Genomic DNA, 19,613 nt, shown 5'->3' with positions numbered 1-19,613 from the left:
CTATTTTTATAACATTAGGTTTTATAAATCGGGTAAATTTAACGTCTATTATTGTAATATCCTTCATTCCACAATAGTTCTTTTCGGAAATCATCCAGGCGTGTGTCTTTGCCTATGCAGAGCAGTTCAATGTTGGCCATGCTTGCAAAATCCTGAAAATGCTCCGCAGAAAGGTTCTGACTGTATACGGTATGGTGGGCCCCTCCAGCATAAATCCATGCGGTGCACCCTGTCTTCATATCGGGGAGTGGTTTCCACAATACCCGGGCTACGGGCAGCCTGGGCATATCTTGCTCGGGCTCTTGTGCTTCCACCTCGTTGAGGAGCAGCCTAAACCGATCGCCCATATCTACAAGGCTGGCATTGAGTGCGGGGCCACCGCCGACATTAAAGACCAAACGGGCGGGATCGTCCTTGCCACCAATGCCTAAAGGATGCACTTCCAATGATGGTTTCCCGTTGGCTAAAGCAGGATCTACCTCCAGCATATGAGCACCCAGGACCAAGGAATTTGTAGGGTTAAAATGATAGGTATAATCTTCCATAAATGCATTGCCTCCAGGTAGTCCAGCAGCCATCACTTTACTGGCACGTACCAAGGCTGCCGTTTTCCAATCGCCTTCCCCCGCATAACCGTACCCTGCTTGCATGAGCCGTTGGGTAGCAATACCCGGCAGCTGTTTCATGCCATGTAAATCTTCAAAGGTATTGGAAAAGCCTTTGAACCCTCCATCGATTAGGAATTTCCGTAAACCGATTTCGATTTGGGCGGCATCGCGCAGGTTTTGGCGCTTATCACCACTTGCCAAGATGTTAGGAGCCAAGGTATATGTCTGTTCGTATTCCGCTATCAAGGTATCGATTTGTGATTCCGTGACCGTGTTTATCACGTTCACTAAATCTCCTACGGCATAGGTGTTGACAGCAAACCCGAATTTGGCTTCTGCATCGGTTTTGTCGCCATCGGTGACGGCCACATTACGCATATTGTCGCCGAAGCGGGCAAAGCGGGCCCCTTGCCAATCGTGCCATGCTGCTGCGGCACGTGTCCATACATTGATTTGGTCAATCACGTCTTCATCCTGCCAAAAACCGGTGACTACCTTGCGGTTGATGCGCAATTTGGAAACAATGTGGCCAAATTCACGGTCGCCATGTGCGCTTTGGTTGAGGTTCATGAAATCCATATCGATACGTTCCCACGGGATGTCTCTATTGTATTGGGTATGGAAGTGCAATAGGGGTTTATGGAGGATATTCAACCCCCTAATCCACATCTTGGCAGGAGAGAAGGTGTGCATCCACGTGATGACGCCGATGCAATCAGATGAATGGTTTGCGTCTGCAAGGGCGGCATAGATTTCTTCCGGTGTCTTGACGATGGGCTTAAAAATTACCTTCACCGGAAATTGGGGTGATTGGTCAAGGTATTTTGCTATTTCTTCTGCATGTGCAGCGGCCTGCCGTAGGGTTTCTTCCCCATAAAGGTGTTGGCTTCCCGTGAGGAACCATACTTCTAAATTCTTAAGATCGATCATTTTTTTTGCTAATTATTGATTTCCTGTTTGCCTTTAAAGGTATCAATGAACCCTCCTAAGTCGGGTTTCGTTAATTCGCTTATTCGCCAATTTGCTGATTCGTTAATTCGTTAATTCGCTTATTGCAAATCTGCGAATCTGCAAATCCGCGGTTAGCGTTGTCCATAATAGGAATCCGGTCCATGCTTCCGTTCAAAATGCTTTTTGACCAAGGAATCCTTGAGCCGTGGTGCATTCGGATTGATTTGTTCCGTAAGCAATGCCATTTTAGCTACATATTCCAATACGGCGCTGTTGTAGACGGCCTTTTCGCCCGTTTTTCCCCAGGTGAAGGGAGCATGGTTACCTACCAAAACCATTTCTACTTCCTCATAATTGAGGTGGTGCTCTTCAAAATGGTTGAGTATTTGAAACCCCGTTTCATATTCGTAGTTGCCTGTAATCCGCTCATCGTCCATGGGTGGGGCACAAGGAACATCTATAGTTAGGTGATCGGCATGTGTAGTGCCGAAAATGGGGATGTCGCGCTGGCTTTGTGCCCACGCGGTAGCATAGGTAGAATGCGTGTGTACAACACCCCCAATTTTCGGCCAATGTTTATACAATACGGCATGGGTTTTGGTATCTGAAGAAGGACGTAGCGCACCCTCAACGACGTTGCCATCAAAATCTACGATAACCATTTTTTCGGGCGTAAGGTCTTCATAAGCCACCCCGCTCGGTTTGATGGCGAATACTCCCGCGTCAGCGTCAGCTACGCTGGCATTGCCAAAGGTGAATAACACGAGGCCGAGTTGGGGTAATTGCATATTGTTTTCGTAAGCCGCTTGCTTGATTTCTTGATAGTTGCTCATGGTGACGGACTATGGGTTAATCTGTTCTTCAATGAAATTTCCAAGTAGCGTGTATTGGACGTATCGCTTGGCATATATGTCCACGCGCTGGGGATTTGGTATATACTCCATATCAAACCCTTGTCCCATCTGATGCATCGCATCCTCCACACGCTCAAAAACACCTGCGGCTGTCGCGGCAAACATGGCGGCTCCAATAGCGCAGGTTTGTTCGGATCCATGCACTTTGATGGGCATACCGATAACATCGGCCATGAGTTGCATGATGAAAGGTGATTTCCGGGGTATCCCACCCAAGGCAATCACCCCTTTTACGGGAATGCCTTGGTCAATGAACCTATCTACGATTTTCTTGGCACCGAAGGCAGTGGCTTCTGCCAATGCCCGGAATAGCTGCGGAGCATCGGAGCCAAGGTTAAGCCCTGTGATGGCACCTTTGAGGAATTGGTTGGCATCCGGTGTACGCCTTCCGTTTAGCCAATCGATGGCCAATTCACTGTCTTCTGACACGGGGAGCTGTTCGGCTTGCTTGCTGAGCTCAGTAAGTATCCCATTTTCCACTTGCGTACGTAATTGCACCATCTTCTCCTGATCTAGGCCGGGGATGATGTCCAATAATGTATCCAGTGGCCATGCCAACAGGTCTTTGAACCAGGCGTAGCAATCGCCGAAAGCCGATTGCCCCGCTTCAAGCCCAATCATGCCGGGGATAACCGAACCATCCACTTGCCCACAGATCCCTTTGACCAATTTATCTTGCATTTCATCCTTGGGCGCCACCAAGATATCGCAGGTGGAGGTGCCAATGATTTTACTGAGGTAATAAGGTTCAATCTGTCCCCCCACGGCGCCCATGTGGCAATCAAAAGCCCCAATGCCTACCACGACATCGGTGGTTAAGCCCAATTTGCCTGCCCATTCGGCGCTTAGTGTCCCTGCTGCCTGATCTGCCGTATAGGTTTCTTGGGGCAATTTGGCCGTGAATCCATCCAATAACGGATCCAGCGATGCAAAGAAATCATTGGGCGGGAACCCACCAAATTCGGCTGCCCATAGCGATTTATGTCCGGCGGAACAAACACCCCGTTTGATTCCAGCTACATGCCCACCTCCAGTTAAAAGAAAAGGTATCCAATCGCAGTGCTCCACCCATGAATGGGTAGCAAGACGCACCTGCTCATCCTGCCTAAAGATGTGCAGGAGTTTGGCCCAAAACCACTCTGAGGAATAAATCCCACCTACATACTGGAGGTAATTCGTTTCGAATTTTTGGGCATGGGAATTGATGTTTTCCGCTTCATTCACCGAAGTGTGGTCCTTCCAAAGCACAAACATGGCATTGGGGTTGTCTGAAAATTCGGGAAGCAAAGCCAAGGGAACCCCCTGTCCATCAACAGCCACGGGGGTAGAGCCGGTAGTATCCACGGAAATTCCTACTACATTGGCTGCAATAGCGGGCCCAGCTTGTTCCACACAGGAGCGTATGGTATGTTCGAGCCCTTCGATGTAGTCGAGCGGATGCTGCCTGAATTGGTTTTTAGTTGGATTGCAAAATAGGCCGTTTTGCCAACGTGGGTAATCAAACACGGCGGTGGCAATTTCTTTTCCATTTGCTGTATTCACCATTACAGAACGGACAGAGTCCGTCCCAAAATCCACCCCGATTACATAGTTGGTATTCATCGTTTACTTGGTTGTTCGTGTCAAAATAACATTTAATTTTTTAGATTTAAAAGGATAATCAGCTAATAAAAAATTATCTACCGGTAAAACCTCTGTTATGGTAAGCTTGGATTGGTCTTTTGAATGAGTATTGAAAATGCATAAGCATATTATTCACGTGTAACGTATACGTTTTCAAAACGAAACAATATCGGATTTATTATCTATTTCGTGTGTCTCCTAACGTCAAGGATTAGACACAAAGTTCAGAAACTTGGTGAATTTTTCTTTGTAGGTAGTTTTATCCAATTTATAATAAAACGCGCCTTTCTTGGAGTTTTCTTTGTCCTTGTCAATTTGTTTGATCAGCAGCTCCGTCGAACGCAACTTCCGTGTGAAGTTACGTTTATCCAATTCCACATCATACACCTGTTCATAAAGTGTCATGATTTGGGGAATGGTGAATTTTTCAGGTAGCAATTCAAACAAGATAGGATGTAGGGCTGCTTTGTAACGTAATTTTTGCTTGGCATGGTCCACCATTTGGTCATGGTCAAAGATGAGCTTTGGCACACGTTTCAACGAAAACCATTCAGCGCGATAATCATCACTGAGTTGTTTTTCATATTTTTTAATATCAACAAGGGCGAAGTAAGTAATGCTGACCGTTCTTTCGATAGGGTCGCGTTCGGGTTCGCCAAAAACCAGCATCTGCTCCATGTATACGTTTTTCAACCCGGTAAGCTGCTTAAGCACACGGGACGCAGCATCCTCGGGGTTTTCATCGGATTGCACGAACCCACCCATGAGGCTCCACTTGTCTTTTTCGGGGTCAAATCCCCTTTTAATTAATAATAATTTGAGGTCGTAGCCATCAAATCCAAAGATGATGCAGTCTACTGCGACCAGGATGCGGGTCTGTTTTATGTATTTTGTCATAATTCTATCTTACAATGATAATGGATAAATGGATACGTTACAATTATTTATGAAAAAATTCAGTGTCATCATGTCATTCGGCTCTCCAAATAGGATACAATAAATAAGGATAACAACGGGCTAATTAATAGGTGTCAACACAAAAATAATCGATTCTGGGCGGATTATCTGCCCTAAATTAGCTAATAAGCACCAGATTTTGCTTTTATTTATGGTTGTAAATTATCATGTAGTGACATTATTTTGTCATCCCAATTAACTGGGCGTTCAAAACATGGATGAATATTAAATTTTAAGTATTTGTAAATGAAGTTTTTATGCTGATATAAACAGTGTTGGGTGATTTTTTTTAATTGTTTTCTTGACAATTAACTAAAGTTCCCCGAATTTAGTCGTCCCGATTAATGCCTGCTAGAATGCAGGATAGTTATAAACCAATTAAATGTCATATATGTTGACACATTTGCTGAGATTAAAATATAAATGGTTGTCAATCCTAGTTTGTGGGATGATTGCATTAGCTTGTACTTCCAGAACCAGTACGGAATATGCCGTATCGAGCCCAGGCAACCGGCTACGTGTAACGATATGGGAAGATACAATTGGTGCCCTTTGGTATTCAGTGACCAGGGACGGGCAAACGATAATAGCGCACTCATCCTTGGGCATTATCCAAGAAGAGGCGGATTTATCATCAGGACTTACCATAGTTGGTGTATCATCAACGGAAAAGGTGGTGGACACATACGAGACGCTGAATGCAAAGCGAAGACTGAATCGGTATTCTGCCAATCAGCGTGTATTCCGCTTACGGAATGCTGATGACAAGGGGTTCGATCTTGTTTTTCAGGTTTCGGATGATGGCATAGCTTTCCGCTATCATTTCATTGGCCCTGATAATCAAGGAATCATCATTAAGGAAGAGCTTACATCTTTTCGGTTGCCAATAACGGCCAAAGCTTGGCTACAGCCCGTAGCTCCTGCCAAATCCGGCTGGGAGCAGACCAATCCCTCTTATGAAGAGCATTATGAGCAAGGTATACCGGTAGGTACACCTGAATCGACTAATACAGGTTGGATATACCCGGCCTTGTTTCAGGTGGATAGTACATGGTTACTCCTCACGGAATCCGGGCTGGACGGTCGTTATTGTGCAACCCGACTAAGACCGGAATCGCCTGACGGCGAATACCGTATAGGATTCCCCGACCCCAAGGAAGTGATGCCATCAGGGGGTTTACTCCCCGTGTCAGACGGGCCATTCTATTCGCCATGGCGGGTTCTCACCATTGGTTCATTGGCTACGATTGTGGAATCAACATTAGGGCTTGATTTAGCAGAGAAGGCGATAGTGATAGATGAAGATGTGCTAAAACCCGGCAAATCTGCGTGGAGCTGGATCAACTCGAAGGATGATTTCATCGTGTATGAAGAGCAAAAGAAATACATCGATTTTGCTGCGGATATGAACTGGCAATATTGCCTTATCGACGTCAATTGGGATCGTAATATTGGATATGAAAAAATCAAGGAGCTTGCTGATTATGCTGCCACAAAAAATGTGGGTCTGCTTTTATGGTACAATTCCGCAGGCAGTTGGAATACGGTGAACTATACACCCAAAGACAAATTCCTCACTTCCGAAAGCCGAAACGAAGAGTTTAAGCGGATCAAAGCGATGGGGATCAAAGGCGTAAAGATTGATTTTTTTGGGGGCGATGGGAAATCGGTGATCCAATACTACATCGCCATTTTGGAAGATGCGGCTAAACATGGCTTGTTGGTCAATTTCCATGGGGCCACCCTTCCCCGTGGCTGGTCACGTACTTATCCCCACCTAATGACGGTGGAGGCCGTCCGTGGTTTTGAGATGGTTACATTTGGACAGGAAGATGCTGATAAGCAAGCCTCCCATGCTACCATCCTACCGTTTACGCGGAATGCATTTGACCCCATGGACTTCACACCCATGAACCTCCACAAAATATATACACATGTAAAACGACGAACCACACCTGCTTTCGAATTGGCCACTAGCGTGCTGTTCCTATCAGGCATACAACACTACGCGGAGTCACCAGAAGGAATGGAGCATATTCCTGAAAATATTCAGGATTTTCTTCGTGCCTTGCCTAATTCATGGGATGATGTACGCTTCGTGAGTGGTTTCCCCGGCAAGGATGTCGTCATTGCTCGTCGTGCCGATAATCGCTGGTACATTGCAGGCATCAACGGCGAGGCCAAGGAAAAAGAAATGACGATCGACCTACGACAGTTTGATGGAATGATCAAGGCGAAGTTATTAACAGATGGTCAAGAATTTGGCACATTCAGCCAATCGATCGTCCCATTGGCGGAGACCACGCTAAACCTGAAGCCCAATGGCGGCTTTATCATGGTATTGGAATAATTAAAAATCGAAATATGATGTATTTGTTCTCAGGAAATCAGACAAGGAAATTAGCAAAATTGGGTATTGCCTTCATGGTAGTCGGGCATGTTGCAGTTGCCCAGCAAGCCAATACGGTGCAACTTGCACCAACACGCTCGGATATCACGATTAGCAAACACATTTATGGGCATTTTGCCGAACACCTCGGCCGCTGCATCTACGACGGGTTTTATGTGGGTGAGGGCAATACCAGCGTACCGCATACGGAAGGTATACGCAATGATGTAATAGAAGCCCTCAAAAAACTCAACATCCCCAACCTGCGTTGGCCCGGCGGATGCTTTGCAGATACCTACCATTGGAAGGATGGCATCGGTCCAAAGGATAATCGCCCAACCATCGTGAATACCTGGTGGGGTGGGGTAACCGAAGACAACAGCTTTGGCACCCATGATTTCCTGAACATGTGCGAATTGCTGGGAACCGAACCTTATTTGGCCGGAAATGTGGCCAGTGTGGAAGTACAGGAACTGGCAGATTGGGTGCAATATGTAAATCATGCTGGCAAAAGCCCTATGGCCGATCTGCGTCGGGAAAACGGCCGGGAAAAGCCGTGGAATGTAACATACTGGGGCGTAGGGAACGAAGCATGGGGATGTGGGGGTAATATGACGCCGGATTATTACGCCGATGTATACCGGAGGTATGCCACATTTATGGCCAATTGGAATAATTCCGGCGGTGTATTTCGCATCGCATCCGGTGCCAACAGTAGTGATTACAACTGGACGGAAACGTTGATGAAGAAAATTCCCCATCAGTTGCTGGAGGGGGTGGCTTTACACCATTATGCTGTTATTGATTGGCAAGAAAAGGGCCCCTCCACCACGTTTTCGGATGAGGAATATTTCAAGACGATGAAGTCTGCGTGGCATATGGAAGAACTGGTGACCAAGCATTCAGCCATTATGGACAAATACGACACGGAGAAAAAAGTTGCACTTGTGGTTGACGAGTGGGGTGGTTGGTATGATGTGGAGCCAGAAACCAATCCAGGATTCCTTTTCCAACAGAACACCATGCGTGATGCCATGATTGCCGGAATAACGCTCAACATTTTCCATAACCACGCCGAACGGGTACGTATGGCCAACCTGGCCCAAACCATCAATGTGTTGCAAGCTGTTATCCTTACCGAAGGGAACAAACTATTACTGACGCCTACTTACCATGTGATGGAAATGTACAAGGTACACCAAGATGCTACACTCATCCCTGTAACGGTCAATTGTAGCGATTATGTGTTTGGGGAAGAAAAGTTGCCAGCGGTATCAGTCTCCGCATCAGTGGATTCACTAGGTAAAACACATGTGTCATTGACAAATATACACCCCAATACCACCCAAGCGGTTGAGTTATCGCTTGACAAAGTATATGGCAAAGCCGCGGGACGGATATTAACATCGGCCAACCTGCGCGACTTCAATTCATTCGATAATCCTGATAAGATAAAACCTTCTGTATTTGACGGTGCATCGCTCAAGGGCGACAAGCTCTCGGTAGCGTTGCCGCCGTTTTCGGTGGTGGTGCTTGAATTGGAGTAACCGTTTCCGGTATGCTTGCGTCTTATGCCCAAAACAAGGTATTGACGGTGACAGTGGATAAACCCGTGGGTTGGAAAACATTGGATAAGGCCAATGAAGGCGACGAGTTGTTACTTTCTGTAACGACTAAATTACTTTTCATTTTATTGATTGTCAGTATTTTATCGATTAAATAAATAATTGTTTGCTTACAGAATTTGATTATTTGGAGAGAATCGATTATCATTGCCTTACTTATGAACCATGTTATGCAAATTAAAAACACACACACACGCATTTACCATCGTAACTAATTCATAAGCCTTTTCTGGAGTGTTAACGTCGAGCGCACATCGTTAGAACAGATGAAGGAGGTGATTGGAGTCATCATGCTTTTTTTTCTTAGGGAAGTAATAAGTGTTTATTTAACGATAAATAACTATCGTGTTGCTTTGTTTTGCCCTAGTGCAGCAAGGGACATGCTTGCATAGTAGTCGTTCTGGTGAAGCCTATTTTTTTGACATCAGTCATGGTGTTAGTCGGCGCATGCCCGACTAATATTGGCTTCACATTAGGATTCGGATAACTCACTCTTTTACAGTCCTCGCTGTGCTTGTTTTCCAACGGGATTGGCAATTCAGGCTCGTACAACATGCTATATGACTTGCTTATCGTATATGCTTTAAGGGATTACTTAGGAAGTTAGAAACCAAATGTTTAACCAAATTAGATTTTTATGAGCTATTTATGATTCGTTAATGCCTGTCGCAGGTAGACAAAACAACCACAATTAATCTTTTACATCACTAAAAAACACACAATTATGATGCAAATGCCAAATGCTTTTATCCAAAGCGATTCTTGGATGGGAGCAATGAAATCGCTACGATTTCAAGACAAACTGAATTATTTTTGCCGTACCCTGTTTAGGGTATCTTTTGTGGTCTTATGGATGACCACATTGTTTCCAAGTAACGCTTTGTTTGCCCAAGAAGGCGCCATTGTGGTGCAAGGAAAGGTTGCCGATGCGCAGGGAGAGCCAATTGCAGGAGCGAGTGTAGCTGTTGCTGGAAGCACGCTCGGCACAACCACCAATGACGAAGGCAATTACACGATTGAAGCGACAAAAGGAGCGTCATTGGTCTATTCGTACATCGGGTATGTTTCCCAAACACATACGGCAGATCGCGAACGGATAGATGTGCAACTGGAACTTGATGCCACCATGTCCAACCTAGAAGAAGTGGTCGTTGTAGGCTATGGTACCCAACGTCGGGAAAACATCACCGGATCAGTCACCTCGGTAAAAAGCGCCGAACTCATGAAGTCGCCCACAGTAAACCTGTCCAATGCGTTGGCGGGTCGTTTGCCAGGTGTGGTTGCCACGCAAGGTAGCGCTGAACCTGGCTATGACGGCGCCCAGATTCGTATCCGGGGTACAAATACGCTCGGGAATAGTGATCCGTTGGTTGTCATTGATGGTATCCCGGCCCGTGTCGGCGGTTTTGAGCGCCTTAACCCAGCGGATATCGATAACATATCCGTGTTGAAAGACGCTTCCGCAGCCATATATGGTGCGCGGGCCGCTAATGGCGTTATCCTCATTACCACTAAACGTGGCCATTCCGGAAAGCCATTGCTGCAATATACGTTCAACCAAGCTTTTTCACAGCCAACGGTAATCCCCGATTTAGCGGATGCGGGACAATATGCAGAGATGCGTAATGAGCTGGAGATTTTCAAGCTGTCTGTATCGGAATGGTCGGCAGCCCAAATGGCATTTCAGGAATCCGGATCATACACCCGACCAGACAACACCGTGCTTACTGCTCCGTTCTCGCCCGAAGATTTGCAGTTATTCGCCGATGGCTCGGACCCCTGGGGCCACCCCAATACCGATTGGTATGATGCCACGCTAAAAACATGGTCGCCGCAATCGCAACATAACCTTCAAATCAGTGGCGGTACGGAAGACATCAAATACATGACCTCCATCGGATATCAAAATCAGGACGCCTATTATAAAAATTCGGCTACCGGGTACTCGCAATACGATATCCGGATCAATCTGGATGCGAATATTAATAAATACGTCAGCACGAAAATCGGTGTTTTGGGAAGGCAGGAAGATCGCGAATTCCCCACGAAATCAGCGGGCACGATTTTCCGGATGCTGATGCGAGGCATCCCTACAGAACCGGCCTTTTGGCCAAATGGGTTGCCCGGTCCAGACATCGAATACGGGGAAAATCCGGTGGTCATTACAACTGACCAGACAGGTTATGATAGAGACAAACGTTATTATTTCCAAACGAATGGGCAAGTCGACATCACCATACCTTGGGTGGAAGGACTCAAGTTCAGCGGTACGGCGTCAATAGATAAATATGTCGCTAAAACAAAGCGCTGGGAAATCCCTTGGTACCTATATACTTGGCAAGGCGATTATGAAGACGACGGTGTAACTCCACTATTAGTGCGGGGCGAGCGGGGTCCTGCGGATCCACGCCTCACTCAGAGTGATGAGGATCAAATGAATGTGCTGCTCGGCGGGGTATTAACGTATGACCGTACATTTGGCGACCATACCGTTAATCTATTGGCCGGCGTTAACCGGGAAACGATTCGCAACGATAACTTCGAAGCATTCCGCAGGTATTTTGTCTCTTCGGCAATCGATTACTTGTTTGCAGGAGGCGAAGCTGAAAAGGATAATAACGGTGGAGCTTGGGAGCGGGCAAGGCTCAACTATTTCGGGCGCGTAGGATATAATTACAAAAGTAAATACATTGCCGAGTTCTTATGGCGGTATGATGGCTCGTATATGTTTCCCGAAGATAGCCGCTACGGTTTCTTTCCAGGCATTATGGCAGGATGGATGATTTCAGAAGAGGATTTTTGGAAGGATGGTGTGCCTTTTGTCAATTACCTGAAGCTACGAGGTTCATATGGCCAGATGGGAAACGACAATATTTTCTATGATCACGATAATAACGGAGAAGCAACGTTGCAAGAATACCAGTACTTTCCCACATACGGCTTCGGGACTTACGTTATCAGCAATGAGCTGGTCAAAACCCTGTATGAGAGCCGCGTACCGAATATGTTCATCACTTGGGAGGTAGCCAACAACTACAATATTGGGCTCGATGGACAACTGATGGACGGAAAGTTCAACTTTGTATTGGAGTGGTTTAAAAACAGACGTGAAAGTATCCTATGGAGACGCAACGCATCTATCCCGCAAACTACCGGCATGACACTGCCTGCTGAAAATATTGGCATCGTAGAGAATAGCGGCTGGGACTTCAATGTGGGATATACCGATCAGTTTGGCGACTTCAACTTAAATGTAAGTTTGAATGGTGGCTATGCCAAGAACAAAATTATCTTTTGGGATGAGGCACCGGGAGCACCGGAATGGCAACAGTCCACGGGCAGAACGATCAATTCTGAACTGTATTACATCTATGACGGTGTTTTCAGGGACGAGGCCGAGATTTCAGCAAATACATTGGATTATAGTGCGGTAACCAATTCATTGAGGCCAGGAGACATGAGGTATGTGGACTACGACGGCGATGGTGCCATTACATCGGATGACCGTGTGCGGCGCGACAAGAATACCATACCTACATTTCAAGGCGGACTGAATATTGGCTTGCAGTATAAGGGCTTTGACCTAACAGTGCTCTTCCAAGGGGCTACTGGGGGTGAATTGCGTGTCGGAACCGATGAATCAGGTGCTATCGGCAATTACCTCCTTGATTTTTACGAAAACCGTTGGCGAGTGGATAGTCCGAGCGACCAGCATCCAAGAATTACAGACCGTAGCGACCAGTATTACTCTTCCGGTAATACCTATTGGCTTAGGAGTACAGATTATATCCGATTGAAGAACCTGGAATTAGGATATACGTTTCCCGGGCAATGGATGGAACCTGCCGGCATCAAGAGTCTGCGGGTTTATGTAAGCGGGTTTAATTTATTTACTTGGAGCAAAATTGGTGTCTATGACCCTGAATCATTGAACCAATTGGGGCAATATTATCCGCAAGCCCGACTTATCAATACTGGATTGGCTGTAACCTTTTAAGATTGAAGAGAAATGAAACCATCATGATTTTTCAGACCACACAGTGGGATGAATAAACCGAGCTTGCGAGCTCTTGAACACCCATTTAGTAAACAGTTGTGAAAAATCTGATAGCTTCATCGCCTTTTAAAAACAAATTATATACAGATGAAAATGACAAGAAAATATAGCATAACAATAGTGCCGTTCGCATTGTTGTTATTCGTGTGTGTGGCTGGATGTAATGATGATTTCGTAAACACCAGACCACTTGATGAGGTTCCCCAGGAAGATACATGGCAGGACGCCGGGCTCGCCGAAGCCTTCGTAACCGAGATTTACAATGGATTTGGTCAAGGTGGGTTCGACGAGGAAATGTTGGCTTCGTTATCAGACGAGGCAATGTTTACGCACCCAGGCCGGGGAATTAATATCATCACAGAGGCCCGATCGAACGATGCCGATCAAGGTTGGAATAGTCAAATTAGTGCTGGAACCCACAACTGGGGCAGCTTGTACCAGCGTGTCCGGGCAGCCAACATCGCCATTCAGAATCTTGCGAACCCGCAGTTTGACAACTCCACAAACATTGCGGACCAATTGATGGGGGAAGCCCATTTCCTCCGTGCCTTTTTCTATACCGAACTGATGAGGTATTATGGAGCCGTCCCCCTGATCGATAGCATCTATGGATTGGGCGAGGAAGATTACACGATCGCAAGAAATACATTTGAAGAGCATGTGGAATTTATCGCGGCGGATTGCGACCGGGCAGCCGAATTGTTGGCAGATGCACCGGTAGTGGATGGCCGGGCCTCTGTAGCCGCTGCGTTGGTTTTGAAGAGCCGGGTATTAACCAAGGCCGCCAGCGACCTGCATGATATCCCGACGGCCTCGGCCAATTCAGCAACTATAGCGGGATATTCGAACCCAGCGTATTTAGGATATACCAACGGCAATCAGCAAGCACGCTGGGAAAGGGCGCAGCAAGCAGCCAAGGATGTCCTTGATATGCATGGCCCAGGGTACATGATGGATCTTACGGCACCTGTTACACCCGAAGAAGGTACCCAAAATTACCTATCCATTTCCTTGGGCGGTGGTAGTCAAGCTGTCTCTTCCGATGGTAAAGCGGATTTGATACTCGGGCGATTTTTTATTGACTTGAAAGACGAAGGGGGCAATTACGTAGGCCGAAATAATGGTCCGAATGGTTACCACAATTGGGCCGGAAACACTCCGACACAGCTATTGGTAGATGACTATGGCATGATAGATGGGGCCACTTTCGATTGGAATAATCCTGAGCATGCGGCGGCACCATATGAAAACCGCGATCCCCGTTTTTATGCAACGATTCTCTATGATGGTGCCGATTGGAAACCTCGTACAGCCGATGTGGCAGGTCGGGATCCCGCCAATCAAATCCAAACCGGTCAATATGAGGTGACGCAAGGCGGAAACAAGGTCATCCACTATGGATTGGATACGCGTAATAGTAGCGTAGAGGATTGGAATGGCTCGTATACCGGCTACTACATGCGCAAATTTATAGATCCTGATCCGGCTGTGGTTGATCAGAATACTCGGCAGTTTATTCCCTGGCCGGTATTGCGGTACACGGAGGTTGTACTGAATTACATCGAAGCCTGCATCGAATTGGGTGAAGACGCTGAGGCGAGGACGTGGCTCAACCGAATCCGTTTTCGGGCCGGATTACCCGCTATTACGGCTTCCGGTACAGCCCTCATGCAGGCCTATCGGAAAGAGCGGCGTATTGAACTGGCCTACGAGGAACATCGCTTTCACGATGCCCGTAGATGGATGATTGCTGCAGAAACACTGGGCCGTAAAGTGGGCATCATTCGCGTATTTGGGCGACTGAAAAACGGAAGCTCTGTATCGGTGTATCGATATGATCCTGAGCATTATAACTATACCTACACGGTAAGCACCATCGATCCGGGTATCGAAAACAGGCAGTGGTTGGATAAAATGTATTTCATCCCAATTCATCGTGATGAAATCAACCGGAACAATCAGCTGGTGCAGAATCCAGGCTATTGAAAAACTGAAATAAAGCAAGCCTTAGGATAATTCCATTAGGCCAACTATTAGGGATGTTCATCATGAGCATCCCTTTTTTTTACCGGTAGCCTTACCTTAATTCTCATTACGGAGCGGCTTACTTGTAATCTCCATTAAAATAGGTATTAATTTTTAATAAATTGCACCGCTATTAAGTCTGCAACTTTTTACTATATTTACTGGTTAATACTTAATTATAAACACGTTTTCCCCATAGCGATGAAAAGTAAGTCATTGATTATTACCGCAATAGTTCTATTGTTTAGTTCAATAAGTGTATATTCGACATCTATTATTCGAGTGCGGTATTTAGGAATCGAGCATGGGCTATCCAATAATTCGGTGACCAAAATTTTTCAAGATAGCCATGGGTTTATGTGGTTTGGTACCTATGATGGGCTTAACCGTTTCGATGGGTATCAGTTCAAGGTATATAAAAACCAGCCTGGCCATACCCAATCATTGCTGGACAATCGGATAACCGGTATCGTGGAAGATGGTCAGGGGCTTATTTGGGTGTCGACCAAGAAAGGCGCATCCGTCATGGATGGTCGGGGCAATTTTTCTCACTTGGAATACGTAGATATCAATGACAACACCATACATGCCATAGATTTTTCGATTCATCATTTGGTATCCCATCCCAAGGGTGACATATTTGCAGCTTCTGAACGTGCAGGTCTACTTAGGGTTCCAACAGGATCCCAAGAAATCACCCACGCTAAACAAACCCCTTTAGTTCAATCCAATGGCGTAAAAATCAATTACAATGTACAGGCCATTGCCGTAGATTATGACGGCGTACTATGGTCCTTGGTGCATGGGGTAGGGCTCTGTTTTTATGACCAAGCGGCAGCGGTGCTGAGGTTAAAATCGCCAGCTATAAAATCAGCAACCTGCATGACTACGGATGATTTGGGCAATATTTGGTTAGGCACCGACCAAGGGCTGTATGCCTATCATATAGGCAGCGACCGCTATCAGCATTACAACCAAGGAAACGGCTTATCCGGTAATATCATTGCTTCGCTGAGTTTGGGGAGTGATCATACCTTGATGGTCTGTACCGACGGGGGCGGTATGACCAAAATACACCTCCCTTCCGGTGAATTTACTTATGTAAAAGGCAGCCAGCATGGAGGAGCTTTAACCAGTAGCGCGGTATTCGCAGCTTATGAAGATGCAGAATCGCGCCAATGGATTGGCACCTTACGAGGTGGCATCAATATCATCGATCCGCATCAGGGGCGATTCCAGTTGATCCGGCAAAATAAATCAACAGAGGCTATTTTTCCTCAAGATTTCATTTTATCTTTCGCAGAAGATGGTGATGGTTCTTTATGGATAGGTACAGATGGCGAAGGGTTAACCCATTGGGACAGGGTAAACAATACATTTAAGCATTACAAACATCAGCCGAATAATCCAGGTTCCTTGAGCTGCAACAACGTAGCAAGCTTATTATGTGACCGCAATGGTGATATCTGGGCAGCCACATATGGAGGAGGAATAAACCGGCTCGAACGCCAGAAAGGCACGTTTAAGCGGTATGCTTGTTTTAATCACGCTGCAAATTATGAACATCGGAACGTTTGGAAATTATTTGAGGATAGTCAAGGCAGCATTTGGGCCAGTACGCTATCATCCGGTGGATTATATCGGCTTAATGCAGAACGGACCGCTTTTGAGCTATACGATGCAGCTATCCAGAATGTATTATCGATGATGGAAGATGAGGAGGGGATATTTTGGCTAGGTACATTTGATGCGTTGATTAGATTGGATACCAAGCTTCATACCGTATCCCGGCACTACATAGGCCAAGCCGTCCGCGACATACGTGCGGGAAAAACCGATAGCCTTTGGTTGGGTACTGAAGGGAAGGGGTTGCTCCGTATTGATAAACAGTCAGGAAATTACCGCGGATGGACTGAATCCGAAGGGTTGCCCAGTAATACCGTATTGAATTTACTAGAAGATAATTCGGGCAATTTCTGGATGTCTACCTTTAATGGTCTGGCTAAGTTCAATCCCCGGACCAACCAAATCCTTAACTATCATGAATCTGATGGTTTGCAAAGCAATCAATTCAATTACAATGCCGCGCTCCGATTGGCATCCGGCGAATTTGCTTTTGGCGGCATTAAAGGCTTCAACATCTTTTTCGCAGACAGCATCAGACGCGATATTTTGCTTCCTCATGTTGTACTTACGGATTTGCGGATAAATAATAAATCTTATGAGCATGATCAGCGGTTTAATGGGATGGGCGACTTGCTGACGATTGAAGAGTTGACCATCCCCTATCAGGATGCCGTATTGTCCTTTGGATTTGCCGCATTGGAATTTTCTTCTCCCGGAAATATCCGGTATGCTTATCTCCTAGAAGGATGGGATAAGGATTGGAACTATATAGAAAATCAGCGGAATGCACATTATTCCCGACTGAATGAAGGAAATTATGTGTTGCGGATAAAATCCACCAATGCAGACGGAACATGGTCGCCTTTCGAGCGTACCTTGTCCATTAAGGTACTGCCCCCTTGGTGGCGTACTTTTTGGGCCTATGGCATATACGCGGTGTTATTTTTTGCGGGTATCTATAGTTATGTGTACGATGTCCGGCGGCGGACCAGGTTGAAATATGAGGTTGAACTGGCCCATATGGAAGTGGAGAAAGAAAAGGAATTAAATGAACGGAAACTCTCGTTTTTTACCCACATTTCTCATGAATTCCGAACACCGCTCACACTTATTGTCAATCCCATCAAAGAGTTGTTATACAGCAAGGATAAGATGGTGGACAGTGAGGAACTGACCGTGGTGTATCGCAATTCCAAAAGACTGCTTAGCCTAGTCGACCAATTGCTGCTTTTTCGCAAGGCAGACAGCGAAGCTGATAAGCTAAGGCTGGTGCGGCTGAATATCGTGGAGCTGTGCCATGAGGTATTCCTTTGCTTCAAACAGCAGGCTGAATCAAAGCATTTGAATTATCAATTTGCAAGTGTCGGGGAGTTTGTAGAACTATACGGTGATCGGGAAAAACTGGAGATTACCCTATTCAACCTGCTTAGCAATGCCATTAAATTCACACCCGATGGCGGAAAGGTCAGCATCCAGATCCAAGAAACCCCCGATGGGGTGGAAATACAGGTGGAAGATACAGGCTGTGGCATTCCCGAGCAGGTGGGAGATCATTTATTTGCGAAGTTTTACCGAGATTTCGAAGGAAACGGAAAAGGGGTGGCAGGATTTGGCATAGGACTGTATCTGGTGAAAAAGTTTGTCGATGCTCATGGGGGTACTATCATCTATTGCAGCACTCCAAATAAAGGTAGCCTATTCACGCTTACATTATGCAAGGGCAAGGGGCAGTTTGATGGACAATTTGTGTTTGAGGATCTCAGCGAACGATCCATATTCCTGGATGAGCTGGCGTCCGACGAGCTCTTAGGGGGAAATGGAATTGGTGAAACCGGTTATGATCAAATAAAAAAAGTAACGGAAGTGGTCTCCGACCTCCCCGTGATGCTTGTGGTGGATGACAATGCTCAGATTAGGCAGTATATCCAGAAAATTTTCGAGGATGGCTATGCCATATACGAAGCGGATACCGGCGAAGGAGGATTGGAAATGATACGTACTTATCAACCTGATATCGTGTTAAGTGATGTGATGATGAAAGGCATATCCGGTATTGAGCTTTGCGCAAGGGTAAAGCAAGATGAAAGCCTAAGCCACATCCCCGTAATCCTATTGACCGCAAGTTCCTCGGATGAGATCAAACTCAAGGGTATTGAAGGGGGGGCAGACGATTACATCACCAAACCTTTTGACAACGAAATATTGGTAGCCCGAGTATCCAACATCCTCAAAAGCCGAAACCAATTGCAGCGCTATTTTTATAACGAAGTGACCCTTCAGCACAATGATTATAAAATATCGTCGGAGTACAGCGATTTCCTGCAGCTATGTATACAAACCGTTGAGCAACACCTGGATAATCCCGATTTTACCATCAAGCTGCTGGCCGACGAGGTGGGCATGAGCCATTCCGCTTTATACAAGCGGGTTAAATCCATTTCGGGGAAAACGGCAAATGAATTTGTCCGGTATATCCGGTTGCGTAAAGTGGCACAGTTGCTGATCAGTACCGACCTCAACATCAGCGAAGCGGCTTTTACTGCAGGATTCAATGACATGAAGTATTTCAGGGAGCAATTTTTTAAACTGTTCGGGGTGAGGCCTTCGGAGTATAAAAAGAAATACCGGGACACGTTCGGACAGCATTACAACCTGAATAAAGGATAAGATATATCCTAGAATACCCCATACGACCAATTTCACCCTTTCATTGGATGAATATCCCCCTCATGGGTTACCATACAAGTAGCGATAATTGTACCGTGAATCATGGTGCTTAACCATAAGCCGTAACTACACCTTTCTTAGCATAAGCCGATAGAGTAGGATAAGCAACCA

At 46.0% G+C, this 19,613-nt stretch carries 10 protein-coding genes; 6 read left to right on the top strand and 4 right to left on the bottom strand.

The features are described from left to right. Positions 1-38 precede the first annotated feature (38 nt). The 4 genes from araA to NF543_RS01695 all read right to left on the bottom strand — a co-directional run bounded on the left by araA (position 39) and on the right by NF543_RS01695 (position 4,993). Positions 39-1,538 (bottom strand): L-arabinose isomerase, encoded by a 1,500-nt coding sequence (gene araA, locus NF543_RS01710; RefSeq protein ID WP_257666354.1) that lies wholly within the window; start codon positions 1,536-1,538, stop codon positions 39-41. Between the two features lie 152 nt (positions 1,539-1,690). After that, positions 1,691-2,392 (bottom strand): L-ribulose-5-phosphate 4-epimerase, encoded by a 702-nt coding sequence (locus NF543_RS01705; protein ID WP_257666353.1) that lies wholly within the window; start codon positions 2,390-2,392, stop codon positions 1,691-1,693. 9 nt (positions 2,393-2,401) lie between these two features. Continuing rightward, complete coding sequence (locus tag NF543_RS01700) at positions 2,402-4,075, bottom strand: ribulokinase (RefSeq protein ID WP_257666352.1); 1,674 nt, start codon at positions 4,073-4,075, stop codon at positions 2,402-2,404. A gap of 225 nt (positions 4,076-4,300) precedes the next feature. Continuing rightward, positions 4,301-4,993, bottom strand: coding sequence for an NUDIX hydrolase (locus NF543_RS01695; RefSeq protein WP_257666351.1), 693 nt, complete (start codon positions 4,991-4,993; stop codon positions 4,301-4,303). 508 nt (positions 4,994-5,501) lie between these two features. Between NF543_RS01695 and NF543_RS01690 the strand changes: the two genes are divergently transcribed. The 6 genes from NF543_RS01690 to NF543_RS01665 all read left to right on the top strand — a co-directional run bounded on the left by NF543_RS01690 (position 5,502) and on the right by NF543_RS01665 (position 19,442). Further along, a complete protein-coding gene (locus tag NF543_RS01690; RefSeq protein WP_257666350.1) occupies positions 5,502-7,403 on the top strand; it encodes a glycoside hydrolase family 97 protein in 1,902 nt (633 codons plus the stop codon). A gap of 14 nt (positions 7,404-7,417) precedes the next feature. Beyond that, entirely contained in the window at positions 7,418-8,989 is a 1,572-nt protein-coding gene (locus NF543_RS01685; RefSeq protein WP_257666349.1) for an alpha-N-arabinofuranosidase, read from the top strand. 11 nt (positions 8,990-9,000) lie between these two features. Then, positions 9,001-9,165 (top strand): hypothetical protein, encoded by a 165-nt coding sequence (locus NF543_RS01680; RefSeq protein WP_257957425.1) that lies wholly within the window; start codon positions 9,001-9,003, stop codon positions 9,163-9,165. Between the two features lie 626 nt (positions 9,166-9,791). Continuing rightward, entirely contained in the window at positions 9,792-13,064 is a 3,273-nt protein-coding gene (locus NF543_RS01675) for a SusC/RagA family TonB-linked outer membrane protein (RefSeq protein ID WP_257666348.1), read from the top strand. 153 nt (positions 13,065-13,217) lie between these two features. Further along, the gene (locus tag NF543_RS01670) at positions 13,218-15,110 is read left to right on the top strand and encodes a RagB/SusD family nutrient uptake outer membrane protein (protein WP_257666347.1); all 1,893 of its coding nucleotides are present in this window, start codon (positions 13,218-13,220) and stop codon (positions 15,108-15,110) included. Positions 15,111-15,431: 321 nt separating this feature from the next. After that, positions 15,432-19,442: a hybrid sensor histidine kinase/response regulator gene (locus tag NF543_RS01665; protein ID WP_257666346.1), complete on the top strand. Its 4,011-nt coding sequence runs from the start codon at positions 15,432-15,434 to the stop codon at positions 19,440-19,442. Positions 19,443-19,613: the final 171 nt, after the last annotated feature.

Source organism: Parapedobacter tibetensis (assembly GCF_024704835.1).
Taxonomy (GTDB): domain Bacteria; phylum Bacteroidota; class Bacteroidia; order Sphingobacteriales; family Sphingobacteriaceae; genus Parapedobacter; species Parapedobacter tibetensis.
The sequence above is the reverse complement of the archived record's forward strand: the minus strand, read 5'-3'. Positions and strand labels throughout refer to the sequence as shown.